General features: G+C 66.9%; 25 protein-coding genes. 12 read left to right on the top strand and 13 right to left on the bottom strand.

All coding sequences use genetic code 11. The features are described from left to right. Positions 1-4: 4 nt before the first annotated feature. Together AC07UW_RS09780 and AC07UW_RS09775 are read left to right on the top strand one after the other, a co-directional pair. Positions 5-634 (top strand): lysophospholipid acyltransferase family protein, encoded by a 630-nt coding sequence (locus AC07UW_RS09780; protein WP_025878621.1) that lies wholly within the window; start codon positions 5-7, stop codon positions 632-634. Further along, positions 631-1,626 carry a phosphatidate cytidylyltransferase gene (locus AC07UW_RS09775; protein WP_025878622.1) on the top strand — a complete coding sequence of 332 codons (996 nt, stop codon included), beginning with the start codon at positions 631-633 and terminating at the stop codon, positions 1,624-1,626. The genes AC07UW_RS09780 and AC07UW_RS09775 overlap by 4 nt, the downstream gene beginning before the upstream one ends. Before the next feature lie 49 nt (positions 1,627-1,675). On the opposite strand, the gene fis is transcribed toward AC07UW_RS09775, so the two are convergent. From fis to prmA, 3 genes are all read right to left on the bottom strand, one after another. Then, entirely contained in the window at positions 1,676-1,951 is a 276-nt protein-coding gene (gene fis / locus AC07UW_RS09770; protein ID WP_006397198.1) for a DNA-binding transcriptional regulator Fis, read from the bottom strand. Between the two features lie 115 nt (positions 1,952-2,066). After that, positions 2,067-2,816, bottom strand: coding sequence for a DUF3426 domain-containing protein (locus tag AC07UW_RS09765; protein WP_495211953.1), 750 nt, complete (start codon positions 2,814-2,816; stop codon positions 2,067-2,069). Positions 2,817-2,858: 42 nt separating this feature from the next. Beyond that, positions 2,859-3,779, bottom strand: coding sequence for a 50S ribosomal protein L11 methyltransferase (gene prmA / locus AC07UW_RS09760; protein WP_223497318.1), 921 nt, complete (start codon positions 3,777-3,779; stop codon positions 2,859-2,861). A gap of 150 nt (positions 3,780-3,929) precedes the next feature. Here prmA and AC07UW_RS09755 point away from each other — a divergent pair, with 150 nt between their 5' ends. Together AC07UW_RS09755 and AC07UW_RS09750 are read left to right on the top strand one after the other, a co-directional pair. Continuing rightward, entirely contained in the window at positions 3,930-4,895 is a 966-nt protein-coding gene (locus AC07UW_RS09755) for a hypothetical protein (RefSeq protein ID WP_223496859.1), read from the top strand. Continuing rightward, complete coding sequence (locus AC07UW_RS09750) at positions 4,892-5,266, top strand: hypothetical protein (protein ID WP_230109901.1); 375 nt, start codon at positions 4,892-4,894, stop codon at positions 5,264-5,266. Before AC07UW_RS09755 ends, AC07UW_RS09750 begins: the two co-directional genes overlap by 4 nt. 139 nt (positions 5,267-5,405) lie before the next feature. Here AC07UW_RS09750 and accC read toward each other — a convergent pair whose 3' ends face one another. Genes accC through aroQ form a run of 4 tightly spaced genes read right to left on the bottom strand, consistent with a single transcriptional unit; the run spans position 5,406 to position 8,203 of the window. After that, positions 5,406-6,773: an acetyl-CoA carboxylase biotin carboxylase subunit gene (accC, locus tag AC07UW_RS09745; RefSeq protein ID WP_312785797.1), complete on the bottom strand. Its 1,368-nt coding sequence runs from the start codon at positions 6,771-6,773 to the stop codon at positions 5,406-5,408. 12 nt (positions 6,774-6,785) lie between these two features. Further along, positions 6,786-7,277 (bottom strand): acetyl-CoA carboxylase biotin carboxyl carrier protein, encoded by a 492-nt coding sequence (gene accB / locus AC07UW_RS09740; protein ID WP_495211952.1) that lies wholly within the window; start codon positions 7,275-7,277, stop codon positions 6,786-6,788. A 54-nt stretch (positions 7,278-7,331) separates the two neighbouring features. Beyond that, entirely contained in the window at positions 7,332-7,754 is a 423-nt protein-coding gene (locus AC07UW_RS09735; RefSeq protein WP_495211951.1) for a lysozyme inhibitor LprI family protein, read from the bottom strand. Beyond that, positions 7,751-8,203 (bottom strand): type II 3-dehydroquinate dehydratase, encoded by a 453-nt coding sequence (gene aroQ, locus AC07UW_RS09730; protein ID WP_025878630.1) that lies wholly within the window; start codon positions 8,201-8,203, stop codon positions 7,751-7,753. The genes AC07UW_RS09735 and aroQ overlap by 4 nt, the downstream gene beginning before the upstream one ends. 266 nt (positions 8,204-8,469) lie before the next feature. Here aroQ and AC07UW_RS09725 point away from each other — a divergent pair, with 266 nt between their 5' ends. After that, positions 8,470-9,810, top strand: a complete 1,341-nt coding sequence (locus AC07UW_RS09725; RefSeq protein ID WP_495211950.1) for an acetamidase/formamidase family protein — start codon at positions 8,470-8,472, stop codon at positions 9,808-9,810. Between the two features lie 46 nt (positions 9,811-9,856). Next, complete coding sequence (locus tag AC07UW_RS09720; protein ID WP_495211949.1) at positions 9,857-10,684, top strand: isocitrate lyase/PEP mutase family protein; 828 nt, start codon at positions 9,857-9,859, stop codon at positions 10,682-10,684. An 11-nt stretch (positions 10,685-10,695) separates the two neighbouring features. Here AC07UW_RS09720 and AC07UW_RS09715 read toward each other — a convergent pair whose 3' ends face one another. Next, on the bottom strand, positions 10,696-11,097 hold the full coding sequence (locus AC07UW_RS09715; protein ID WP_117311546.1) for a response regulator: 402 nt from the start codon (positions 11,095-11,097) through the stop codon (positions 10,696-10,698). 190 nt (positions 11,098-11,287) lie between these two features. Between AC07UW_RS09715 and AC07UW_RS09710 the strand changes: the two genes are divergently transcribed. Beyond that, entirely contained in the window at positions 11,288-11,884 is a 597-nt protein-coding gene (locus AC07UW_RS09710) for an NAD(P)H-dependent oxidoreductase (RefSeq protein ID WP_495211948.1), read from the top strand. A gap of 48 nt (positions 11,885-11,932) precedes the next feature. Further along, a complete protein-coding gene (locus AC07UW_RS09705; protein WP_051585022.1) occupies positions 11,933-12,496 on the top strand; it encodes a TetR/AcrR family transcriptional regulator in 564 nt (187 codons plus the stop codon). Positions 12,497-12,515: 19 nt separating this feature from the next. Here AC07UW_RS09705 and AC07UW_RS09700 read toward each other — a convergent pair whose 3' ends face one another. Beyond that, complete coding sequence (locus tag AC07UW_RS09700) at positions 12,516-13,049, bottom strand: hypothetical protein (protein WP_313249922.1); 534 nt, start codon at positions 13,047-13,049, stop codon at positions 12,516-12,518. Between the two features lie 68 nt (positions 13,050-13,117). After that, a complete protein-coding gene (locus AC07UW_RS09695) occupies positions 13,118-13,915 on the bottom strand; it encodes a D-alanyl-D-alanine carboxypeptidase family protein (protein ID WP_495211947.1) in 798 nt (265 codons plus the stop codon). 84 nt (positions 13,916-13,999) lie between these two features. On the opposite strand from AC07UW_RS09695, the gene AC07UW_RS09690 reads away from it, so the two are divergent. Beyond that, positions 14,000-14,554: a GIY-YIG nuclease family protein gene (locus tag AC07UW_RS09690; RefSeq protein WP_495211946.1), complete on the top strand. Its 555-nt coding sequence runs from the start codon at positions 14,000-14,002 to the stop codon at positions 14,552-14,554. A gap of 243 nt (positions 14,555-14,797) precedes the next feature. Continuing rightward, positions 14,798-15,700 carry a LysR substrate-binding domain-containing protein gene (locus tag AC07UW_RS09685; RefSeq protein WP_032976453.1) on the top strand — a complete coding sequence of 301 codons (903 nt, stop codon included), beginning with the start codon at positions 14,798-14,800 and terminating at the stop codon, positions 15,698-15,700. Between the two features lie 36 nt (positions 15,701-15,736). Here AC07UW_RS09685 and AC07UW_RS09680 read toward each other — a convergent pair whose 3' ends face one another. Beyond that, positions 15,737-16,453, bottom strand: coding sequence for a transporter substrate-binding domain-containing protein (locus AC07UW_RS09680; protein WP_495211945.1), 717 nt, complete (start codon positions 16,451-16,453; stop codon positions 15,737-15,739). A 113-nt stretch (positions 16,454-16,566) separates the two neighbouring features. On the opposite strand from AC07UW_RS09680, the gene AC07UW_RS09675 reads away from it, so the two are divergent. Beyond that, positions 16,567-16,938, top strand: coding sequence for a VOC family protein (locus AC07UW_RS09675; protein ID WP_223496844.1), 372 nt, complete (start codon positions 16,567-16,569; stop codon positions 16,936-16,938). A 32-nt stretch (positions 16,939-16,970) separates the two neighbouring features. Here AC07UW_RS09675 and AC07UW_RS09670 read toward each other — a convergent pair whose 3' ends face one another. Beyond that, positions 16,971-17,804 (bottom strand): arylamine N-acetyltransferase family protein, encoded by an 834-nt coding sequence (locus AC07UW_RS09670; RefSeq protein WP_223496842.1) that lies wholly within the window; start codon positions 17,802-17,804, stop codon positions 16,971-16,973. A gap of 202 nt (positions 17,805-18,006) precedes the next feature. Here AC07UW_RS09670 and AC07UW_RS09665 point away from each other — a divergent pair, with 202 nt between their 5' ends. Then, positions 18,007-20,541, top strand: coding sequence for a methyl-accepting chemotaxis protein (locus AC07UW_RS09665; RefSeq protein WP_495211944.1), 2,535 nt, complete (start codon positions 18,007-18,009; stop codon positions 20,539-20,541). Positions 20,542-20,640: 99 nt separating this feature from the next. On the opposite strand, the gene AC07UW_RS09660 is transcribed toward AC07UW_RS09665, so the two are convergent. Then, positions 20,641-23,166, bottom strand: coding sequence for a PepSY domain-containing protein (locus tag AC07UW_RS09660; protein ID WP_495211943.1), 2,526 nt, complete (start codon positions 23,164-23,166; stop codon positions 20,641-20,643). Positions 23,167-23,419: the final 253 nt, after the last annotated feature.

The following is a 23,419-nucleotide window of genomic DNA, read 5'->3' as shown; positions in this document are numbered from 1 at the left end:
GCCGATGTTCGCTGAACTGATCGCCCGCGCCTGCAGCGCGGCCATCCATGTAGTGACCGGCGCACGCGCGCTGTGGGTCGGCTGCGCGCCATCCAGCGAGCACCGCGTCTACTACGGCAACCATGCCAGTCATGGTGATTTCGTACTGATCTGGTCGTCGATGCCGCCAGCACTACGGCGCCAGGTGCGGCCGGTCGCCGCCGCCGAGTACTGGCAGCGCGATGGTCTGCGTCGCTATCTGATCGACGCGGTGTTCAATGGCGTGCTGGTGGAGCGTGAGGCGGGCAACCGCCATCAGGATCCGCTGCAGGTGCTGCGTGATGCGGTGGATGAGGGCTGTTCGTTGATCCTGTTTCCGGAAGGCACGCGCAACATCGGTGATGAGCCGCTGCTGCCGTTCAAGAGCGGTATCTACCACCTGGCCCGGCAACGCCCGGAGCTGGAGTTCGTGCCGGTGTGGATCGACAACCTCAAGCGTGTGATGCCGAAAGGGCGTTTCCTGCCGCTGCCGCTGCTGTGCACGGCAACCTTCGGTACGCCGCTGCGGCTGCAGGCCGATGAGGACAAGGCCGCGTTCCTGGCACGCAGCCGCCAGGCGCTGCTGGCCCTTGCCCCGAACGGAGGCCGTGCATGAGCTTCATGATCGACGTTTCCGGTGATCTTGCCGCACGCAGCGTGGGCCAGCAGACCGGCCTGCTGTTCGCGGGCGTAGGTGCCGTGCTGGTGCTGGCCACGCTGGTGTCCGAAACCCTGCGCTGGCGCCAGCGTGGACAGCCCAGCGCGGTGATCGCCAACCTGGTCTCGCGCATCCGAGCGTGGTGGGTGATGGCCATCGTGGTGGGGCTGGCGCTGTTCTTCGGGCGCGCCGGAGTGATCGTGCTGTTCGCCATCATCTCGCTGTTCGCACTGCGCGAATTCATCACCCTGGCGCCGACACGATCGGGCGATTACTACGCGTTGCTTGCGGCGTTCTACATCGTGCTGCCGTGGCAGTACTACCTGGTGTGGATCGACTGGTATGGCATGTACACGCTGTTGATCCCGGTGTACGCGTTCCTGTTCCTGCCGATCCTGGCCACCATCGGTGGTGATACCACCCACTACCTGGAGCGCACGTCGAAGGTGCAGTGGGGCTTGATGATCTGCGTGTTCTGCATCTCGCACGTGCCGCTGCTGCTGAACCTGCGCGTGCCGGGCTACGATCCGGCGCGCAACGTGCTGCTGTTCGCCTTCCTGGTGATCGTGGTGCAGTCGTCGGACGTGTTGCAGTACATCTGGGGCAAGCTGCTGGGCAAGCACCTGATCGCGCCGAAGCTGTCGCCGTCGAAGACGGTGGAAGGCTTCGTGGGCGGCGTGCTCTGTGCCAGCGCGTTGGGCGCCGCGCTCTGGTGGATCACCCCGTTCACGCCGCTGCAGGCGTTCGGCCTGTCGCTGCTGATCAACCTGATGGGGTTCTGGGGCGGCCTTGTGATGTCGGCGATCAAGCGCGATCGCGGCATCAAGGACTGGGGCAACATGATCGAGGGCCATGGCGGCATGCTCGATCGGCTGGATTCAGTGTGCTTCGCCGCGCCGGTGTTCTTCCACGTGGTGCGTTACTACTGGAAGGCGGGTGGCGGCGGGTGATTCCGCCGGCAGGCCATCCACGCATGGCGTGGATCTACCGGGCACGCGCTTACGCGCTGATGCCGTATTCCTTCAGCTTCTTGCGCAGGGTGGCGCGGTGGATGCCCAGCATCGCCGCTGCGCGGCTCTGGTTGCCTTCGCAGTGGTTGAGCACTTCCACGAACAGTGGAATCTCCATCTCGCGCAGCACGATCTCGTAGACATCGTCCGCATCGCAGCCATCGAGGTCGCGCAGGTAACGGCGCACGGACTGGGCCACATGTTCGCGCAGCGGTGGCCGGGCAGCGCCACGACTGTTGTCAGGACGAGAAAGGACAGCGTTCAAGGGGGTTCCCGATCTGGTTGGTCCATGCACGCGAGGCGCCGGACCGGATGAGGTGATGGCGGTCAGTCTAGCGCGAGCGTGGCCGACCTGCCACGGCCGGACGGTCCGGCCCAGGTCAAAGGAACTCGAAGGTGAATGCGACCGTGGATGCGGCAGGCTCCTGCACGCGGAAGGCGATGCGTGCGCTTTGACCCGGCTCCAGCGGGGCCGCACCCGGGTTTTCGCCAAGGTACTGCGCTGGTACGAACACGCCGGTGCCGATCACACGACCATCGGCATCGGACAGCGACAGGCGCAGGTCCGGCCATGCCTGCGGCCAGCGCGCGTCGTTGCGGATGCTGGCCTGGATCTGCAGCACGCCTGGCTGGGCCGGCAACGGGCGGATTTCACGGCTGGTCATGGTCAATGCAGTGGGCTCGCGCCAAGCGGGCAGCTCGCAGCGCAGCACGTTGCACAGCGCGCCGATCCACGGCCGGGTGCCGGCATCGGCGGCCAATCGTGCACGGTCGGCAAGCACGCTCTGCAGCAGCAGCAGCAGCGCCAGCGTGGCCACCAGCAGCCAATGCCAGCGTGGGGTGGGCAGCGCCCGCGGGCGTACGCCGAGGAAGCTGGGCGCATCGGCGGCGGTGGCAACGATGCTGGGTTTGGCGGTGAAGTCCGGCTCGATGATTGGATCAGCGGCGGCCACCGGTTCTGTTTCGGTTGCCGCCACGATGTCCGTTGCCGGGTCGATGCCCTCGATCACCGGCGCTGCATCGGTAGGTACCGGTTCGCGCGGTTCGCTGGCTTCAGGCGTGGCAGCTCGCTCCTGCGCGGTGCGCAGGAACGTGGCCAGGGGACGGCGCGGTGGGTGCGGCTCGGACATGCTCAGGGCGCGGGCTCGGATCCAGCGGTCATTCAACCACGATCAGGCGCGACGCACGCCGGTGATGCGCATCCAGTCGCCATCCTGGGTGGCCTGGAGGTCGTCGAACCACGTTGCATAGCGCTGCAGCAGTTCGTCTTCCTGACCATGCAGGATCCCCGACAGGGCGATGCGACCGCCGCTGGCGACGCGGGCGGCCAGCAGTTCGGCCAGTGCATCCAATGCGGAGGCCAGGATGTTGGCGACCACGATCGGGTAGGTAGCGACCGGTTCGTCCTGCGGCAGGTACACCTGCATGCGTGCCTGTTCGCCGTTGCGTTCGGCATTGTCGGCGGTGGCGATCAACGCCTGCGGGTCGTTGTCCACGCCGATGGCCTGGGCAGCACCGAGCTTCAATGCGGCCAGGGCGAGGATGCCCGAGCCACAGCCGAAGTCGAGCACGCGCTGGCCCTGCAGTTGGCCATCAACGGCCAACTGGTCCAGCCAGCGCAAGCACAGCGCGGTGGTCGGGTGGGTGCCCGAGCCGAAGGCCAGGCCCGGGTCGAGGCGCACGATGGCAGCGTCGGTGGCCTGCGCGGCTTCCGGTAGCTCGTGGTTCCACGGCACGATCCAGGTACGGCTGCCGAAGTCCATCGGCTGGAACTGGTCCAGCCACGCGCGCTCCCAGTCTTCGTCTTCCACGGCGCGGAAGCTGCCGTTGCTCCAGTCCAGCTCCGGGTCGAAGGCTTCCAGCGCGGCCAGCAGCAGCAAGGCGTTGCTGTCGGCCGGGAACAGCGCGCTGAGCACCAGGGTGTCCCACAGCGGGGTCTCGCCCACGCCGGGTTCGAGGATGGCCTGCTCGTTGCTGGTGTCGGCTTCGGCATCAAGCAGGGTCACCGCCAGCGCGCCCACATCCTCCAGCGCATTCTCATAGCGGGGCTGGGTGGCTTCGGTGCAACGCAGGGTCAGTTCCAGGAACGGCATGGCGGTGAGGGCAATCGCGGGAAAGGGGGCCATGCTAGACCATCAGGCCGTCTCCGTATGCCTTGAGATGAACGAAGCCGATTCAGACAGGCCTCACGGGCCTTGCTAAACTCGGCGCTTTCCTGTGCGCCGTACAACCGCCCGTTGCCGATGGCCTTCGCCCCGACCCTGAAAACCTGGTTGCTCGTCCTGCCGGCCGTGGCCGTGCTGGGCGTGGCCGGCTATCGGGCCACGGGCCACAACCTGGACACGAACACGCGCGTCGATGTGCCGCTGGCAGCCCAGGGCAGCGATGCGCAGGGAGCGCTGGCACCGGTAATGCCGGAAGCCCTGGAACGCCGCCTCGCTGCGTTCGAACGTGGTACCGCGCTGCCTTCGGGCCTGCCGCTGGATATCCGTGCCGACATCGAAGGAGCCACCGATCTGTACGCCTACGCGCAGCGCCTGCGTGTGCAGGCCGACCAGGGCAACCACGAGGCGCGCTGGATGCTCAGCCGGGTCTACGACTATTGTGCGCAGTACGCGGTCGATCCAGGTGGCTATCGCCTGGACAACAACGTGCTGGCCGGCCTCGGCCTGAGTGCTGCACCGGAGATGGTGGAGGCGCGCGAACGGGTGGCGCAGCGCTGCGGGGGCTTCGTGCCCGGCGACAAGCTGGGGCCGGCACTGGTGCTCGGCGAACGTCGTCGTGCGGCCCAGCAGGGCAACCTGGCGGCCGAAGCGGCGCTGTTTGCCGAAGGTGAGCCGCTGCACGACAGCGAGCAGTATCGCCGCGATCTGGTTGAACGCGTACGTACCTCGCGCGATCCGGAGGCGTACATGGCGATCGCGCCGGGCATGGGGTTGCGCGCGGCTGGCGACAAGGCGTTGACCGGCATGGTGGCCGGCGAACAGCTCAGTGAACTGGCATGGCGGGTTGCGGCCTGCGAACTCGGTCTTCCCTGTGGAGCCGACAGCGTGCTGGTCAACAGTTTTTGTGCGAATGGAGGGATCTGTTCGCCGGATGGAACGCAGGACTTCCGTGAATTTGTGTATGACGCCGCGGTTTCGCGGCAAGGTGCGGGGAAAATGAAGGAATGGATCAAGCGATTGATTGGAACGAGGGACGGGCGATGAACTACCGTCGATTCCTGCATGGGGCCAAGTTCTGGTTCTGGGTGGTGTTGTTCGTGGCGTACTCGGCCGGTGCCGTGGGCCTGCTGATGATCGACACCTACGAGGACCGCTACCGGCGTCTGTCGAAGGTGGAATTGACCTCGGTGAAGGCACAGGAAGACGTGCGTCGTGCCGGTGCCAGCCAGGTTGCCGCCGTTTACCGCGCGCAGAGTGGCGTGCCGTTCTCGTCGTTGCCGGCCGGCAGCACCTTCCAGGTGGTGTGGCCGGATGGGTCCAGCGAGACCATGGTGATCGTCGATCCGACCTCGCCGAACGGCGTGCGTCCTCTGGCGAACTCGCAGATTCCCGCGGAAGTCGCCGACAAGCGCTGAGCTGATCTGCTTTTGTAGAGCCGAGCCATGCTCGGCTGCTCTCCAGCAAGCCGAGCGTGGGCTCGGCTCTACCGAAAACAAAACAGAAAAGGGCGGGGAAATCCCCGCCCTTTTCATGTGCAGCGACAGCAGCTTCCGATCAGGTCAACGCGATCGGCTTGCTCTTGCGCTCGGCAAGGCGCTTTTCCAGGTAGTGGATGTTCTGGCCACCGGCCTGGAAGCCCTTGTCACGCATGATCCGCTGCTGCAGGGCGATGTTGGTCTTGATGCCATCGACCACCATCTCGCTCAGCGCCACCCGCATGCGGGCAATGGCGGTCTCGCGGTCCGGACCGTGCACGATCAGCTTGCCGATCATCGAGTCGTAGTTCGACGGCACGCGGTAGCCACTGTAGATGTGGGTATCGACGCGCACGCCGGGACCACCCGGTGCGTGGAAGCCGGTGATGGTGCCCGGGCTCGGTACGAAGGTTTCTGCGTCTTCGGCATTGATGCGGCACTCGATCGCATGGCCGGTCAGCACCACATCGCTCTGCTTGATCGACAGCTTCTGGCCGGCAGCGATCTTCAGCTGTTCGGCGACCAGGTCGATACCAGTGACCATCTCGGTGACCGGATGTTCCACCTGGATGCGGGTGTTCATTTCGATGAAGTAGAAGCGACCGTCTTCGTACAGGAACTCGAAGGTACCGGCGCCGCGGTAGCCGATGCGGATGCAGGCTTCCACGCACACCTTGCCGATCTGCTCGCGCTGCTCGGCGGTGATGCCCGGTGCCGGTGCTTCCTCGACCACCTTCTGGTGACGACGCTGCATCGAGCAGTCGCGCTCGCCGAGGTGGATGGCGTTGCCCTGGCCGTCGGCCAGCACCTGGATCTCCACGTGGCGCGGGTTCTCCAGGAACTTCTCCATGTAGACCTCGCCATTGCCGAACGCGGCCTTGGCCTCACTCTTGGTGGTCTCGATGGAGGTCTTCAGCGAGGCTTCGGCGTGCACCACGCGCATGCCGCGGCCGCCGCCGCCGCCGGCCGCCTTGATGATGACCGGGTAGCCGATCTCACGGGCGATCTTGGTGTTGGCGACGATGTCCTCGCCCAGCGGGCCGCCCGAGCCGGGCACGCACGGCACGCCGGCCGACTTCATGGCGCGGATCGCTTCGACCTTGTCGCCCATCAGGCGGATGGTGTCTGCTTTCGGGCCGATGAAGATGAAGCCGGACTCTTCCACGCGCTCGGCGAAGTTGGCGTTCTCGGACAGGAAGCCATACCCCGGGTGGATGGCCTGGGCGTCGGTAACCTCTGCCGCGGCGATCAACGCCGGGATGTTGAGGTAGCTTTCCGCCGACGACGCCGGACCGATGCAGACCGATTCATCGGCCATGGCCACGTGCTTGAGGTTGCGGTCGACCGTGGAGTGCACGGCCACCGTGCGGATGCCCAGGGTGTTGCACGCGCGCAGGATGCGCAGCGCGATTTCCCCTCGGTTGGCGATGACGACTTTGTCGAGCATGGCAGCCGTCCCTTAGCCGATCACGAACAGCGGCTGGTCGAATTCCACCGGCTGGCCGTTCTCGCCGAGGATGGCGACGATGGTGCCCGACGCATCGGCTTCGATCGGGTTGAACATCTTCATCGCTTCGATGATGGCCAGGGTCTCGCCGGCCTTGACCTGCTGGCCGATGCTGACGAAGGCCGGCTTGTCCGGCGAGGACGAGGCATAGAAGGTGCCGACCATCGGCGAGCGCAGCACGTGGCCTTCCGGCAGCGCGTTGCCCGGCTTGGCGGTGCCGCCGGTGGAGGCTTCGGTCGGCGACTGCATCGGCATCGCCGGGGTGGCCGGCTGGGCGGCGGCCGGAGCGGCCATCATCATCTGCGGCGGGGCCTGCATCATGCCGTAGCCGGACACCGGAGCGCGCGACAGGCGCACCGACTCTTCGCCTTCCTTGATTTCGATTTCAGCCAGGTTCGACTCTTCCAGCAGGTCGATCAGCTTCTTGATTTTGCGGAGATCCATGGTGGCCTCTTTGCTCTTTGATGTCAGTGTGGTGGGAAGCGCGTTGCGCTCGGGTCAAAGCAGTTCGTAGAAGTCGCGCAGCTGCCGGGTGCGGTCGCGCGCGAGGGTGATCAGGCAGCGCATCTGCGCGCCGTTGCGGGCGGTGCCGTCGGAGTTGAGGGCATACACCGCCTGGCAGTCGTGGTCGCGCAGCTGCATCCACGCGCGCTGGGCCAGCACCAGCTGCTGCTCGGCGTCGCCGCAGTAGCTGCAAGCGCCGCCGTTGGCCGGCGTGCGCAGCTGCCTGCGTGCCTGGGCGTAGACGGTGTTGAGTTCGACGTCGGCGGCCGCTGCCACGTCCGAGGCGCACAGGTCGCTCTCCATCGTGGTGGTCGGATGCGCGCAGTCGATGCCCTCGTCCTTGCGGTCGAACGCGCTGGCAGCGCCGCACAGGCCGGCCCACAGCACAACGCTGGCGAGGACGCGCGACAGGCTCATGATGCGGCGGCAGCCTGCACGCGCGCCAATGCCGCGTCCATCGCATAGCGGTAGCTGTCGGCACCGAAGCCACACACCACGCCAACCGCCTTGTCGCTGAAATAGCTGTGCTGGCGGAAGGGCTCGCGGGTATGCGGGTTGGACAGGTGGATCTCGATGAACGGCACCGCCACCGCCGCCAGCGCATCGCGCAGGGCAACCGAGGTATGCGTGAAGGCGGCCGGGTTGATCAGGATGAAGGCGGTTCCGTCGGTGCGTGCGGCCTGTACACGATCCACAAGGACGTGCTCGGCGTTGGACTGCAGGCTCTCCAGCGCATGACCCGCGGCAGCGGCCTGGGCGGCCAGCGCCTGGTCGATGTCGGCCAGCGTGGTGTGGCCGTAGACCTCCGGCTCGCGGCTGCCGAGCAGGTTGAGGTTGGGGCCATGCAGGACCAGCAGCTTCGCCATGGGATCCGATTGACGGGAAAGGGCGGCAGTCTGGCGGAAGCTGAGGATGCTGTCCAGTTCGGCGAAATTAGTGGTGTTTAAAGCGATCGTTTGAAAAAGCCGTGCTCCGCATGGTTGTTCACTATAGATAGTGGAAATTGCGCGTGCCGGCCATCCCCCCTGCCGAAAGACTGCGGCCGGGCCGCATTACGTTCGACACTGCGGAGGTTGCCACGGCATTCCTACACTGCGCCTATCCGCCATGTCGGCGTTCATGGATGCCCGCCTTGCCTACCTCCCTGCGATTGCCCGCACTGCTGCTGGCAATGCTGCCTTTGAATGCGCTGGCTGCCGAACAATGGATCGTTGCCACCGACCTGTGGGGCAACAGCAACTACCAGACCCTGCATCTGGACGTGCAGGGCGGGCGTATCGCCGGCCGGCTGGACGCCGACCCGGTCACCGGCACCCTGGGCGCGGGACAGATGGTGTTCACCGCCACCGACAGCCAGGGCCAGCGCTACCAGTTCGACGGGCGCATTGACGGTGCGCGGATGCAGGGACAGAGCGATCAGCCGGACACCAACAACCGCGAGGCGCGTGCCGTCCACGCCTTCAGCGCCTGGAAAGTACCGGCGCGAGTTTCGACCGCACCTCAGCGCCATGTGTTCACGCCGACCGACTATTCCAATACCTTCAGCGCCGACCGCGCGCCGGTGCTGGTGATCTGGCCAGGCGACTCGGTACAGACCCGCACGCTGGACTCTGGCGGCGTGGACGAGAAGGGCGTTACCCGCGCCCTGTTTGGCAATCCGCAGGTGGGGCCGTTCTTCGTGGTCGGCGCCGAACCCGGCGACACGCTGGCGATCACGCTCACCTCGTTGAAGCTCAACCGTGACTACGCCGACAGCCTGGATGGCCTGGTGGGGCGCTTGAAGACGCTGCGGGTGGCTGCCGAAGCCACCGGGCTGGGCAAGCCGGTGCGCTGGCAGCTGGACCGCAGCAGGGGCGTCGCGCGTCCGCAGGGCGCAAGTGGTGGCCTGCGGCATTTCGAAGTGCCGGTGAAGCCGATGCTCGGCGGCCTGGCGCTGGCGCCCGGCTTCGGCTACCCGCCGTTCTCCACCGGCGATACCGGTGACTTCGGCGGCAACATGGACTTCAACGCCGTGGTGGAAGGCAATACGGTCTTCCTGCCCGTGCAGCAGCCTGGTGCCTTGATGTACCTGGGGGATGGCCACGCGCTCCAAGGCGATGGCGAAACCACCCAGTGGGCGCTGGAGACGTCGCTGGATGTGGTGGTGAAAGTAGAGCTGCTGAAGCAGCATGCGATCGCAACGCCACGGGTGGAATCGGCAACGCAGATCATGACTCTGGGCCAGGGTGGCTCCAGCGATGATGCGCTGCGCATCGCCACCTCGGGCATGCTGCAGTGGCTGCGCCAGGCCTATGGGCTGACGCTGTCCGAGGCGACCCAGGTGCTGGGCGTGGCGGTGCAGTACCAGGTGGCCAACCTGGCTGGGCGCAGTGTTGGCGTGGCAGCGAAGCTGGACAAGGCAGTGTTGCAGGGGCTGCCGTTGCAGACGACAGCGGAACCGGGCCGCGCCGCCGTGAAGCCCGCTGCCCGGTGACCGCTGCGCCGGCAGCAGCCGGGGAAAACGTATCCACCAGGAGTCCATGATGAGTGCCGACGCCATCCGAAACCGCCGTGCCGCCTTCAGGGCGCTTCATGCATCCGGTTGCTTCCTGCTGCCCAATCCATGGGACGTGGGCAGTGCGGTGGCGCTGGCGCGGCTGGGTGCCCAGGCACTGGCCACCACCAGCTCCGGCCATGCCTGGGCCCATGGTCAGCCTGATGGGGCGATGGGTCGCAGCGAGATCCTCGCTCATCTGCAGACGATGGTGGCGGCGACCGATCTACCGGTGAACGCCGACTTCGAAGATGGTTTTGGCCGCAGCCCGGAGGCGGTGCACGAGAGCGTGTCGATGGCGATCGCTACCGGTGTGGCTGGCCTGTCGATCGAAGATTCCAGCGGCGATGCGGACCATCCGCTGCGCAGCATCGAAGACAGCGTGGCCCGGCTCCAGGCCGCGCGCCGTGCAATCGATGAGAGCGGGCACGACGTGATGCTGGTGGGGCGCGCGGAGAACTTCTTCGTCGGCCGCCCCGATCTGGACGATACATTGGCCCGCATCCGCGCCTATGCGCAGGCGGGTGCCGACTGTCTGTACGCGCCAGGCATCCGGACCGCAGAGCAGATCCGCGCCGTGGTGGAGGCCGCTGCTGGCAAGCCGGTCAACCTGCTGATCAGTGCGCCCGGGCAGATGACGCTGCAGCAGGCGGCCAGCCTGGGCGTGCGCCGGGTCAGTGTCGGCGGTGCGCTGGCCCGCAGCGCGTGGTCCGGCTTTCTCGACGCCTCCCGGCAGATGCTTGCCAGTGGATCATTCGATGCGCTGCCGGCCACCCCGTCCGGTGCCGAGCTCAACGGGTTGTTCAAGCCCTAGGTGCGTGCAGGCTAGTGTGGCGGTGTCGGCGGGGCGGCCGTCCTGCCGAGCGCTTCGCGCACCGCGCGCTGCAGGCCCTGCACATGGAACGGTTTGGCCAGGAAGGGCGCGCGCCGATGCCGGACCGGCACCAGCTGGTCGTATACCGCTGAAGCGAAAAGGTAGGGGATGCCCAGTTCGAGCAGCCGATCGGCCACAGGAAATACCACGCCATCACGAAGTTCCACGTCCAGCACGGCGCCATCGAAGTGGCCAGTGTCGAGCATGCCCAATGCCTCGAAGACGCTGTTGGCGTGGGCGATTTCGTTGCCTTCGTCGGTCAGGGCCTGTTCCATCAGATCTGCCAGATCGAGCTGGTCTTCCACAAGGAGCAGGCGGGGTAGTGGTGCGGGTCGTTCGTTGTTGCTCTGCATGGTGTGTTGTCGTGCGAATGCTGCGTTGGTCCGGCAAGCATCCGCTTACCGGCATCAAGGCCGTGGCAGCCCGGTGTGGCTGTGATGTGCACAACAGAGACCGCAGCGCGCAACAGCATTCCACCGATGGTGCTGGTGCTGGCTGCAATCGTAGTTACCATTGGTAACTAGTGAACAGCAGAGCCCCATCATGCATACCCATATTGTCGTGGCCCATCCCGAACCGGCCTCGCTTACCCATGCCGTAGCGGCGCGTATCGGCGAGGCCATCGTCAACGCCGATGCCGGCAACACGGTCACCACCGTGGATCTGATGGCCGAAGGCTTCGATCCACGTTTCAGCGCCCAGGACCACGCGTTCTTCCGCAGGACCACAAGGCTGCCAGCCGATGTCGCCGCCGAGCACGCGCGGCTGGATGCGGCCGATGCGCTGGTGCTGGTCTACCCGCTCTACTGGTGGTCGTTCCCAGCGCTGCTGAAGGGCTGGATTGATCGCGTCTTCACCCAGGGCTGGGCCTATGACGAAGGTGCCGATGGCAAGGTGGAAAAGAAGCTGCAGCGGCTGCAGGTGCATCTGGTAGGTCTGGGCGGCGCCGGCCAGCAGATGATCGACCGGCGTGGCTATGGCGAGGCGATGAAGACCCAGATCGACCAGGGCATCTTCGATTACTGCGGAGCGCCGGTGCTGTCATCCACGCTGCTGCTGGATGCCGACAGCGGCATGGCCGAGGCGCATCTGCAGACGGCAGTGGACATCGGACGTAAGATCGGAACCCCCGCGCCCTGACGATCTCCTTTGCCTTCCAGACCTGCCGCGCCCGAGCCCCGCCGCCGCCTGACCCGTGAACAGCGCGCCCGGCAGCTGCTGGACGTGGCGTGGGCGCTGGTTGGCGAAGAGGGCACCGATGCGCTGACCCTGGCCCGCCTGGCCGAGGCGGCCGGTGTGACCAAGCCGCTGGCCTACGACCACTTCGAAACCCGCAACGGCCTGCTGGCCGCGCTGTATGCCGACTATGACCACAAGCAGACCGTGGTCTTCGACGACCGCATCGGCAGTGCGAAGGCGCGGCTGAAGGATCGCGCGCATGCCATCGCCTCGGGCTACATCGATTGTGTGCTGTCGCAGGGCAGCGAGATCCAGGACATTCTCGCCGCGTTGGCCGGGTCACCGGAACTGCGTGCGGTACGCCGTTGCTATCAGCAGGATTTCATCGACAAGTGCGCGCGGTGGCTGGGCCCGTTCGCAGTAGGCGAGGCCGTGCCGGCTACCGGGCTGTGGGCCATTCTCGGTGCCGCCGAAACCCTGTCTGAAGCGGTTGCGGCCGGTGCGGTGGAACACACGGCTGCCGAGGCCGAGCTGGAGCGCGTGATCGTCGCCATCGTCAAGCGTGGCAGCTGAATCGTGTGGGCGAAGCGGCCTAGAGTTGCTCGACGCTGACTGATGGCAGTGGCACGTCACGCGGCAGGTCCGGCAACAGCTGTCGCAGCAGCTCTGGCATTGCCTGCATGGCGGCACCATCGATGTAGCGCCACTGCGTACCACCGACCTGCCGGATGGCGACCATGAAGGTGAGGCTCTTCACTGTCTGTGCGTCGGTGGTGAATACCGTGGTCCGCGGCACGAAGCAGACTTCTTCGTCGCCGGCAGCGTAGGTGCGGGTCGGTTCGCCGACATCATCGCTGATGACCTTCAGGCCCATGTCGCCGAGTGCCTTCATCGCATCGCGCGTGGCCTTCGCATACGCCGCGTCGCCGCCGGCAAAACGCTTCACGCTCGGATGCGTTCGCTCGATCATGGCATCGGTATCGCCACGCGCGAAGGTGGAGAGCAGAGAACGCACATCCTGCTGCAGCGCGCCGGTCTCGGCAGGGCTGAGTTCGCCGGCATGGGTGAGTACCGCAGAGAAAGTGCAGAACAGCGCAAGCATCCAGCACAAGAGACGTCGATCCATCGATGGGGTACTCCTTCGGGCGCTGGACTATAGAGCGCATTGCCCGTGGTGTCTGCCCAGCCTGCCGGTCACGCGGGTTGGGCGTCGGCCATTCCGGCGCTGGCGAAGCCTGCATCAAGCTGCGCACGTACCTGCTCATCGCGCGACGCACGGGAATCAGCACCCAGCACCACGGTGATCAGGCGCAGTGGCAGCGCGTGCCCAGCGCACCTGCGACGGGCGGTGGCTGCCAGGCAGAAGCCTGCAGCCTGTGTGTAACCGGTCTTCAAACCATCCACGCCGTCTTCGCCCAGCAGGGCGTTCTGGTTGGCCTTGTGCAGGGTGCGGTGCACGAAGCTGCGCTGTGCGGTGATCGCGAGCAGATCGGGGTGGCGGGCGAGCAGGTGGGCGGCCAGCATCGCCATGTCGCGTGCGGTCGACAGATGGCCCGCAGTGGTGATGCCGGACGCGGAGATGAAGTGCGTATCGTGCAGGCCCAGCGCTCGCGCGTGATCGTTCATGTGCCGCGCGAACGCCGCCTGTGATCCAGCCAGATGACGTGCCAGGGCGAGCGCTGCGTCGTTGCCGGAAACCACCATCAGGCCCTCCAGCAGTCTGCCGAGGACGATGCTTTCGCCGGGCACCAGGCCCATCCCTGTTTCATCGTCGGCCACCTCGTGTACGTCGCGCGGGTCGATGGTGATCGTGTCCGACCACGAACCGCCCGACTGCGCGAGCAGGTCGTACGCGATGTAGGCGGTCATCAGCTTGGTCAGCGAGGCCGGTGGTCGTCGCAGATCCGCGTGCTGCTGCTGGAGGATTCTGAGGGAAATGGCATCGATCGTGATCGATGACACAGGCGGGCGAGGGGCGTGCGATGAAGACATGGTCGCGCAAGCGTAGCCGGAAGTACGCATGCCGTGGGCATTGCCTGCACATCCTGCGAATACCCGCCACGCGATCCTGTGGTCATGGATTCCGACATCCGCATCGATGGCCGTGTGTTCGCCTACGTCTTTCCCTGTGCCTGGGAGGACTACGCGAAGATTGGCTTCTCGCGCGATCCGCTGGGCCGGATCAGTGCGCTGCATCGGCGCTGGTTCGAGTTCTTCGATCTGGAAGCAGGCGCGCTGGTCGAGGCGGAATCAGAGCGGGATGCGCGTGACCTGGAACTGCAGTTGCGCCGGCCCTTCAAGCTGCATCGTGCGCCGGCACCGATGACGGTGCAGGACAAGGCCGGTGGGCACACCGAGTGGGTGCGCGGGGCCAACGCTGCATTGGCCCAGGCTGTGCAAGCGCTGGCGCAGCAGGGCTATCACACCTATCCGCTGCGGCTGTGGCTGCGGGCTGCGATGGTCCAGCGCCTGGACCGGCTACATGACTGGGCCGCAGTGCAGGTGCCGGAAGAGGAAAGCCTGCGTTCGCCCGTCGGCGTGGCCGCACTGCGCGACGCCATCGATGCGTATCGCGCGCTCGCTATCGATCCGCAGCCGTGGTTGCCCGAGCACCTGCAGCGCGGCTGGTGACACTGCCCGGGGCGGCCGGGGTGTTGCCCGGACGGGGTGCCTGGCGTGTATCGGGCGCTGCGGGAACGGGGCTGGCCAGGCGCTGGGCAAGGGCAACGTTGGTCACATGACCCTGCAGGAACAACAGACCGCTGAAGATGTTCATGATCGTGCCTCCACTTGAGTGGAATGCACGATACGGGCAGCATGGCGGTGCAAAAAGCGACATTTCCGCAAGGTCGACTTGAGAGGAATTCAAGGCTTATGTCCCGCCCACCGCTGCATGCCCTGCAGGGCTTCGTCGCTGCCGCACGCCTGGGCAACCTGTCCCGCGCCGCCGCGTCGATGAACCTGACGGTCAGTGCGCTCAGCCATCAGATGCGCCAGCTCGAGGAACGCCTGGGCCAGCCGCTGCTGATACGGCAGGCACGCGGTGTGGCCTTGACCCTGGAAGGGCAGCGCCTGCTGGATCAGATCGGCCCCCACCTGGATGCGATCAACGAAGCCTTCCAGCCCTACGCCGCGCGACCGGAGCATGTGCTCACCCTCAGCGCCGTGCCGTCAATGGCCAGCGCCTGGCTGGTGCCACGCCTGGGCAACTTCGTGGCCGCGCATCCACAGATCGAAATCAATCTGCAGTCGAGCGAGCGGCTGATCGACTTCGACCGGCAACTGCAGTTCGATGCAGCACTACGGCTGGGCAGCGGACAATGGCCGGGGTTGGTGGTGGAACCGTTGTTCGACGAATGGCTGCTGCCCATGGCCAGCCCGGCACTGATCGAGCGCATGGGCGGCATCGGCCACCTGCCGTTGGCACAGTGGCCGCTGCTGGGAGACCCCGACGGCGCGTGGGGCGCGTGGTTCGCGCTGACCGGGCAGCGCCCGCCGGCGCGGTACGTGGCGGTGCTGGATGATTCCGAAGCCCACCATCGCGCCGCACTGGACGGCGTCGGTGTTGCGCTGGGGCGGGTGACGCGGGCGCGGCTGCTGCTGGATTCCGGCCAGTTGGTTGCGCTGTCGGACCGGCGCCTGAAAACCGCATGGCCGCATTGGCTGGTGTATCCGCAGCGCTCGGTGCGGCACCGTGGTTTCCTGGCCTTCCGCGAATGGTTGCACGCCCAGGCAGCCGAGCACGTGCGGCACATGCAGGCCGCAGACGCGGGGTAGCGCCACGCGGGCAGGCGCGACGCCATGGAGTGAGCGTCACCGCAACAGCGTGACTGCCTGCCCGGCACGCGCGAACGCCTCGCCCAGCAGCGGCCCGGCCTTGATCGCCTGCACTTCCGCGAACAGCGCCTGCAACGCCGTTGCGGGCCGTGCGATGGGCGCGGCAACCGCCTGCTGGATGACGGTGAAGCGATCGGCCAGCACGCGATGGCCGGGATGTGCCTGCGCCCAGGCCAGCAGGGGCTGGCGTACGCCGGCCGCTGCATCCAGCCGCTGCTGGTCGAACAGGGTGATGGCCGCGGCCGAGGTGTCGGCACGTTCAATCGTCGCGTGCCGCAGCTCACGGCTGAGGAACAGATCGTAGGCGGCGCCGCGTCCCACCGCGATGCGCAGCCCGTTGCGATCCAGGTCTGCAACCCGTTGCGCTGGACTGTCATCGCGCACCAGATAGGTGCCTTCGATCTCCACATACGGGGCGCTGAAGGCAATGCGGTCGGCACGTGCCGGGTCCACCGCCAGGAAGGCCAGATCCCATGCATCGTCGCTCGCCGCTGCAACCACCGATGCGGCCGCGTCGTGGCAACTGAAGCGTGCCTGCACACCCAGCCGCTGTGCCAGCGCGGTGGCCAGTTCCACCGACGGCCCATGTGGTGAATTGGCGTCGCCCTGGGCCAGCACCGGGTTGCCCAGGTTGATGGCAACGCGCAGGTGGCCGAGCGGGGCCAAAGCATGACGATGGTCGGCCAGGGACATGGGCGTTTCCAGGAGGGTGGCGGGCTGTCCAGCATGCCAGTCGTGGCTGTAGCGTGTAGTGCACAGGGCTGCGATGCTGCCTTTCATCCGCCTGCACGCCGAGCACGATCACCATGAATCCCATCCTGCATGTTGAAGTTCCGGTCGCCGATCTCGAACGCGCCGTGGCGTTCTACGAGCACTGGCTGCAGGTGCGCATCGAAGCGCCGATCGACCTGCATGACTGCCGAATGGCCTACCTGTCGTTCAACGATGACGCCGCAGGTGCCAGCATGGCGCTGGTGCACGGCGCCGACTACCTGCCGTCGGAGCAGGGTCCGCGCATCTACCTGGGCGTGGACGATGTGGATCGCAGCCTGCAGCGTGCCCTGCAGGCCGGCGCGGTGCTGTGCTTTGGCCCGGCCGTGGCCGTTGGCTGGCGGGTGGCCGAGATCCGCGACAGCGAGGGCAACCGGATCGCCCTGCAGGCACCCATCAACCCATAGCCGCAAGCACAGCAGCCGGGAATGACGTGCCGCTACACGGACGTGGCTCGCGATCGCTGCAGCCAATCGGCGATCGCCGGATCCAACCGCGGATCGTCCGGGAGGCGCATGCCGAAGCCCTGCTGCAGTACCTCGCGCACGTCCTGCACATCGCGTAGCGGGCGCTTGGCCGGCGCCTGGCCCGGGCGGTATTCGGTGTAGTTGCCGCTGCCGATGGTGCGCCGCCAATCCGGCCCGGTCAGTGATGCACGCAGTTGGCCGGGGAAGCTCGACTGCGGATGCGTGCACACGTACCAGTTGCCTACCTCGTTATCGATCGGTGCCGGTGGCTGCAGGTCGAAACGGTACAGCGGCCGCCAGTCGTCACCGGCCTCAGCGGCAAGCATGAAGTCGCCATCGTCCAGGCGCCGCACGCGGTAGCGCTCATGGGGTGTCTCCTGCACTGCGGTCTCATGCAGGCGCAATGGCACGGTCGGGGTCAGGCTGCCGAAGCCGGTATCGACCAGCCAATCCTCGTCCTGCAGACGCACCCGCAGGAGCAGGTGCGTACGCGCGGTCAGCTCGCCCTCTGCAGCCGACAGCAGCACCCGAGCGCTCAGCGGTCGCGCATCGAAGCCCAAGGCCTGCAGCAGGGCCAGGAACGCGCCATTGAGTTCGAAGCAGTAACCGCCGCGCTGCGCGTGCAGCAGCTTGTGCTGGACGCTGTCCAGGTCGATCGCTACCGCGTCGCGCAGCAGGCTGGTCAGGGTCTCGAACGGCAGCAGGGCGTTGTGGCGCTGCTGCAGCAGGGTCAGCCCGGCCAGGGTGAGCGGGGGCGGGGCATCCAGCTGCAGGCGCTGCAGGTAGCGGGGGACATCGATGGACATGGCAGGCATCACGGGCAGGGGGCTCCACTGTGATACCGCAACCGGGGTTGAGGTCAAGCGCGCCCCGACGGTGTCATCCCCCGGTCGTCTGCGGCCGGTACAACAGCGACAACTGGCCAATGCCCGCAGAAGAATTCAGTCCGACGCTAAAGTTCCGCCCCAACCGGTCGATACAGGTGCGTCCTTCCGCCTGGAGTCTGTCATGTCGGCCGTCGTTCCCCACCTTCGGTCCCTGCGTAGCCGCGTTGTCGGGTTGCGCCCCCGTTTCCCTGGCCTGCTGCGCTGGTTGCAACCCCATCGGCTCAGCGTCGCCGACAAGCTCAAGGCGACCCTGCTGGTCTGCAGCCTGGGCCTGGTGGCCATTGCCGCCGTCCATGCCTGGACCAGCCATGCGAGCATGCAGGCGGCGCGCGATCAGGCCAGCTACCAGCAGGGTAGTGACCGCGTAGCTTCGCTGGCAGCGCGGGTGGCCGAGGCCCGGCGCCTGCAGACCCAGTATGCGCGAAGTTTCGACGATGCCGACCGCAGCCAGTTGCTGGCCGCGCAACGGATGTTGAAGCAGGATCTGCAGGTGTTGCGCGCAATGCCGATGGAGGCGGGGCGGCGCAAGGTGCTGCAGGCCATGACTGAAGCCGTCGATGCATTCTCACAGGGCATCGCCGCGTTGTTCGAGCGGGTGGATGAGATGGGGCGCGGCGACGCAGGCCTGGCCGCGCAGCTGCAGCAGTCCGCCGACGCACTGCAGGCACAGGTGGACGCGCTGGAGCGCCCTGCGCTTTCCCTGCATGTGCAGCGGATGCGGCGCCAGGAAGCGCTGCTGCTGCTCGATGGCGATTCCACCCACGCCGATCGTGCCAGCGAAGAAAAGCTGCCCTTCGATCTGGCATTGGCGGGCCTGCCCGCCGAGGTGCAGGAGCACGTGCGCACGGGCATGGAGGCCTACCAGGCCGCGCTGCTGGGCTATACCGCCGCGCGTGTCGGCCTGGACGTGGAAGCACAGTCGCTGCTCGAGACGGCGGCAGCCGTGGGCCCGGCACTGGCCGCATTCCAGCAGGCGCAAAGTGCGGCACTGGCTCAGGCGCAGCTTCGTCAGCAGTCGGGCGCTCGGATGGCCAGCGTGCTGTTCGTGGCCACCCTGCTGCTGGTGGCTGGCGTGCTGATCACCAGCCTGATGCTGGTCGTCCGCGCGGTGCGTCGACCGATCCAGGACACCCTGCGTTTCGCTGGCGATATTGCCGATGACCGGCTCGACACCACGCTGCGCGTGCACAACGCCAACGATGAGATCGGCCAGCTTGCGCAGTGCCTGGTCGACATGCAGCAACGCCTGCGTGCGCGGATCGAAACCGAGCGCGCGGTGGCACGCGGCAACACGCGCGTGCGGCAGGCGCTGGACAGCGCCCAGACCGGCTTGATGGTGGTTGATGCGGAAGGACTGGTGGCTTACGCCAATCCGGCGCTGCTGCAGCTGCTGGATCTTCCCGCAGAGACGTTGCTTGGCAGCGACGCGGTCCGCCTGCATCCGGCGCTGGCGGGACTGATCGGTGTTCGTCAGCGCGAAGAGCGTGAGATCGGCCACGCCGGTACCCGCTACCAGTTGATCGCCAATGCCATCGTCGAGGACGACCACTTCCTTGGCGTTGCGGTGGAATGGCGCAGCCGCGCGCTGGAAACGCTGCTGGAAACCGAAGTGGCGGCACTGGTCGACGCGGCGGCGCATGGCGAGCTGCAAGGGCGCATCGTACTGGAGGGCAAGCAGGGCTTCGTGCGCACGCTGTCGACCAGCATCAATCGCCTGCTGTCCACCTTCGAGACCAACCTCGGCGATCTGCAGGCACTGCTGGCCGCACTGGCACGCGGTGACCTGAGCGTGCGCCTGGAGGGTGACCTGCAGGGGGTGTTCGCCCGCATGCGTGACGATGCCAACGCCACTGTCGCGCAGCTGGGCCACATCGTCACCCGCATCCAGCAGGCCACGGTCCGCCTGGACGTGGGTGTTGGCGAAATCGTCGCCGGCCATCACGATCTTTCCCAGCGCACCGAGCAACAGGCAGCCAACCTGGAAGAAGCCGCTGCATCCATGCATGAACTGACCGATACGGTCGGCCGCAACGCCGACGCGGCGGGGCTGGCCGATGGACTGGTGCGCGACGCCGCCAGGGTGGCCGAGCGCGGCGGCACTGCGGTCGGCCAGGTGGTGGCGACCATGCAGGGCATCAGTGCGGCGTCGCGGCGCATCGGCGACATCATCCAGCTGATCGACGGCATCGCCTTCCAGACCAACATCCTGGCCCTCAACGCGGCAGTGGAGGCCGCGCGTGCAGGCGAGCAGGGCCGAAGCTTCGCGGTGGTGGCGGCTGAAGTACGCTTGCTGGCCCAGCGCAGTGCCGATGCGGCCAAGCAGATCAAGGGGCTGATCGAGGATTCGGTGACGCGGGTCGACCAGGGCAGTATGCAGGCCGAGCAGGCGGGTACGACGATGGACGAGATCGTCAGCAGTGTGCAGCAGTTGGCCGGTCTGCTGGCCGGTATCCGCAGTGCCTCGCACGAACAGCATGCGGGCATTGCCCAGGTAAACCAGACCGTCGTACAGATGGAGGCCAGCACGCAGCGCAATGCGAGCCTGGTGGAAGAGGCCGGCGCGTCGACTGCGCAGATGCAGACCCAGGTGCGCGCACTGGCCGAAGCGGTGGCCGCGTTCCAGCTGCAGCCCGAGCGCCGGGCATGGGCGGCCTAGCAGCGACGGGTAGGGCTGCCGATACCGGCGGGATCAGCTGTGGTGGGCGCGGAGCGTGCTCCGCCCACCCTCAGCGGCAGGGCGTGGCCCGGGCTCCACTCAATACACGTCGCGCCGATAGCGCCCGTTCTCCAGCAGCAGTTCCACCATCCCATCGCCCAGTGCCTCGCGCAGCACCAGATCCACGCCTTCGGCCATGCCGTGCAGTGATCCACACACATGGATCACTGCACCTTGTGCCAACCACGCCGGCAGTTCATCCGTCGCAGCGCGCAGTCGATGCTGTACGTAGCTGCCATCGTCCACATCACGCGAATAGGCCTGATCCAAACGCAGCAGATGCCCGTCAGCCTGCCACCGGATGATCTCGTCGGCGAACAGGAAATCGTGCGCGCGCTGACGCTCGCCGAACAGCAGCCAGTGACCGTGCTCGCCCCGGTGCGCGGCTTCGCGCAGCAGGCTGCGCAGGCCGGCGATGCCCGTGCCGTTGCCGATCAGCACCATCGGCGCACCCGGCTGCCGATGGAAGCCCGGATTGCGATGCACGCGGGCGGCTATCGCACCGTCCAGCGGCGCATGCAGGGCCAGCCAGCCCGAGCCCAGTCCGGCGCGGCCAGCTGCGTCGTGGACCAGCCGCACTACCAGCTCCACTTCGCCATCGGCGGCGCATGAGGCGATGGAGTACTCACGCCCAGGCAGTGACGGCAGGCCCGACAACCACAGGCCTGCATCCTGCACCTGCAACGCACGGCCGGGTTCGGGCAGCACGCGTTCGCTGGCCAGTTCCAGCAGGGTCTTCGCAACGCCGTCGATCAGCTGTGGCTGCTGGGGATCCAGGCCATGCGCGCGCAGTACCGCGCTGGCATGCAACGCGTCTTGGCGGGGCGCGATGTGCAGGATGTCGCCGGCCTGCCAATCGACATCGGCCGGCGGCGCCAGGCGGATCTTCCAGATCTGGCCGCCGACGCTGCCAGCATTGAGCAGGGTGCGGTCGATCAGGCGCCAGTCGTGCATCACTGTGGCGGCCGGCAACACGCTGTCGTCGGTGTCGATGCCAGTGAGTCCGGTGAGCTGCAGCTGCCATTGGCGCAGCGCCAGCACCGAAGCAGCATCGACGTCGATGCGGGCGAACAAGGGGTGCGCGCCCGAGCGCGTCAACCAGTCGTCGATCTGGATGCCGAACCCGCAGAACTGCGCGTACTGGTGGTCACCCAGTGCGAGCATGCCGTAGTGCAACCCGGAAAGGTCCGGAAGCTGTGCCAGCAACTGGCGCGCGCCGCGCCGTGCGTTGTCCGGTGGTTCGCCATCACCGAAGGTGCTGAGGACGAACAGCGCTTGCGTGGCGGCCTGCAGCTGCGTGGCACTCACGCGCGCAAGCGGCAGTACCTGCACCGCGTGGCCGGCCGCCTGCAGCTGCGCCGCCGCACGCCAGGCCAACTGTTCGGCCAGGCCGCTCTGGCTGGCATGCACCACCAGCCAGGGCGTGCCCGAAGCATGGGGTGCTGCTGCCGGCACGGTCTGCCGCAGCGCGCGGGCGGCACGCTGGCCGCGGCGGCGGTCCAGGTACAACAGCCAGCCGGTAACGAAGAACAGGCACATGCCCAGGCTGCTGAGCATCACCACGATCCGCCCGGGCATGCCGAAGAAGCTGCCCGAGTGCAGGGCGAACATGCTGGTGGTGAGCTGGCCGCCGGCACCCTGGCGCGCGTAGGGGCGCGCGTCGAGGACCGCGCCGGTGGCCGGGTCGAGCTGCAGCAGGTCATGTGCGCGGTCGTGATGGCCGCCCCGTTGTGCGGGATCTGCCGACATCACCCGTACGTTGAGCGCTTGACCGGGCTTTTCCGGCAGGCGCAGGTCGATGAAGCCCTGGCGCACGCCGGGCAGTGCGTACAGCGTGGCCTCGACCTTGTGCAGATCCAGGGGCAGATCCGTGGCGACCTTGTGCTTGGCGGGAGGCGCAACACCCAGCAGCTGGGTCAGCCCGTTGCGATACCAGTCGAACGACCACCACAACCCGGTCAGTGCGCTCATCAGGTAGATCAGCAGCACCCAGGTGCCGATCACCGAATGCAGGCTCCACAGGAAACCCCGGCCCTTGCGCGCCCATTCCACCGCCAGCCAGCTGCGCCAGTGCCACCAGCGGCGTGGCCAGCGCAGGTACAGCCCGGACAGGGTGAAGAACAACAGCGCGATCGCACAGCTGCCGGTGATCCACGATCCGCGTTCACCGGCGACCATGTGGCGGTGCAGGTCCTCGACGAAATCGAAGAAGGCCTGTCCACGCAGCGCGCTGAAGCGCTCGCCGCTGTAGGGGTCGAAATACACCCAGTGGTCCTTGCCACCGGCAAAGCGGGCCACCGATGGGCGCTGTCCGCTGGCATCCACCCGAAGGCGCTGCAGCGGCCGCTCGCTGCCCGCCTGCAGCAACGGCACCAGTTCGCTCAAGGCAAGCGGTTGCTGATTGTCGGCATGGTGTTCGGCGATCGCGGCGAAACCGGGATTGGCCGCACGCAGCAGCTCATCCTCGAACGACAGGACCGCACCGCTCAGGCCCATCACGGCCAGGATGGCACCGGCGCTGATGCCCAGCAGCCAGTGCAGTTGGAACAGGACGTTCTTGAACATCGGGATCGAGGGCCGTCGAGGCTGCCGCCCGCATCCTGCGCAACAGCAAATGAGAATTAATCTCGTAATTCTCCGGGTCGCGGGCCGCTGCGGTCAAGGAGGGTTTGCCGGCAGGGCTGCGCCCTGCACCCGCCGAAGCGGTAGTGCCGGCCGCTGGCCGGCAACCTCAACAGCAACAGCCGAAGCTGCAGCCGAATCAAGAGCGGGCTTCCTGAGGGTGGGCGGGGGGGGGGGGGGGGGGGGGGGGGGGGGG

The organism is Stenotrophomonas sp. GW821-FHT02D01, from assembly GCF_059421765.1.
This window is presented reverse-complemented; position numbering and strand designations above follow the sequence as displayed.

Bases quoted from the DNA above. Each gene is read 5' to 3' on its own strand.
- AC07UW_RS09780 (WP_025878621.1), top strand. From the start codon at position 5: ATGTTCGCTGAACTGATCGCCCGCGCCTGCAGCGCGGCCATCCATGTA.
- AC07UW_RS09775 (WP_025878622.1), top strand. From the start codon at position 631: ATGAGCTTCATGATCGACGTTTCCGGTGATCTTGCCGCACGCAGCGTG.
- AC07UW_RS09765 (WP_495211953.1), bottom strand. From the start codon at position 2,816: ATGTCCGAGCCGCACCCACCGCGCCGTCCCCTGGCCACGTTCCTGCGC.
- prmA (WP_223497318.1), bottom strand. From the start codon at position 3,779: ATGCCGTTCCTGGAACTGACCCTGCGTTGCACCGAAGCCACCCAGCCC.
- AC07UW_RS09755 (WP_223496859.1), top strand. From the start codon at position 3,930: ATGGCCTTCGCCCCGACCCTGAAAACCTGGTTGCTCGTCCTGCCGGCC.
- AC07UW_RS09750 (WP_230109901.1), top strand. From the start codon at position 4,892: ATGAACTACCGTCGATTCCTGCATGGGGCCAAGTTCTGGTTCTGGGTG.
- accC (WP_312785797.1), bottom strand. From the start codon at position 6,773: ATGCTCGACAAAGTCGTCATCGCCAACCGAGGGGAAATCGCGCTGCGC.
- accB (WP_495211952.1), bottom strand. From the start codon at position 7,277: ATGGATCTCCGCAAAATCAAGAAGCTGATCGACCTGCTGGAAGAGTCG.
- AC07UW_RS09735 (WP_495211951.1), bottom strand. From the start codon at position 7,754: ATGAGCCTGTCGCGCGTCCTCGCCAGCGTTGTGCTGTGGGCCGGCCTG.
- aroQ (WP_025878630.1), bottom strand. From the start codon at position 8,203: ATGGCGAAGCTGCTGGTCCTGCATGGCCCCAACCTCAACCTGCTCGGC.
- AC07UW_RS09720 (WP_495211949.1), top strand. From the start codon at position 9,857: ATGATGAGTGCCGACGCCATCCGAAACCGCCGTGCCGCCTTCAGGGCG.
- AC07UW_RS09715 (WP_117311546.1), bottom strand. From the start codon at position 11,097: ATGCAGAGCAACAACGAACGACCCGCACCACTACCCCGCCTGCTCCTT.
- AC07UW_RS09710 (WP_495211948.1), top strand. From the start codon at position 11,288: ATGCATACCCATATTGTCGTGGCCCATCCCGAACCGGCCTCGCTTACC.
- AC07UW_RS09700 (WP_313249922.1), bottom strand. From the start codon at position 13,049: ATGGATCGACGTCTCTTGTGCTGGATGCTTGCGCTGTTCTGCACTTTC.
- AC07UW_RS09695 (WP_495211947.1), bottom strand. From the start codon at position 13,915: ATGTCTTCATCGCACGCCCCTCGCCCGCCTGTGTCATCGATCACGATC.
- AC07UW_RS09690 (WP_495211946.1), top strand. From the start codon at position 14,000: ATGGATTCCGACATCCGCATCGATGGCCGTGTGTTCGCCTACGTCTTT.
- AC07UW_RS09685 (WP_032976453.1), top strand. From the start codon at position 14,798: ATGTCCCGCCCACCGCTGCATGCCCTGCAGGGCTTCGTCGCTGCCGCA.
- AC07UW_RS09680 (WP_495211945.1), bottom strand. From the start codon at position 16,453: ATGTCCCTGGCCGACCATCGTCATGCTTTGGCCCCGCTCGGCCACCTG.
- AC07UW_RS09675 (WP_223496844.1), top strand. From the start codon at position 16,567: ATGAATCCCATCCTGCATGTTGAAGTTCCGGTCGCCGATCTCGAACGC.
- AC07UW_RS09670 (WP_223496842.1), bottom strand. From the start codon at position 17,804: ATGTCCATCGATGTCCCCCGCTACCTGCAGCGCCTGCAGCTGGATGCC.
- AC07UW_RS09665 (WP_495211944.1), top strand. From the start codon at position 18,007: ATGTCGGCCGTCGTTCCCCACCTTCGGTCCCTGCGTAGCCGCGTTGTC.
- AC07UW_RS09660 (WP_495211943.1), bottom strand. From the start codon at position 23,166: ATGTTCAAGAACGTCCTGTTCCAACTGCACTGGCTGCTGGGCATCAGC.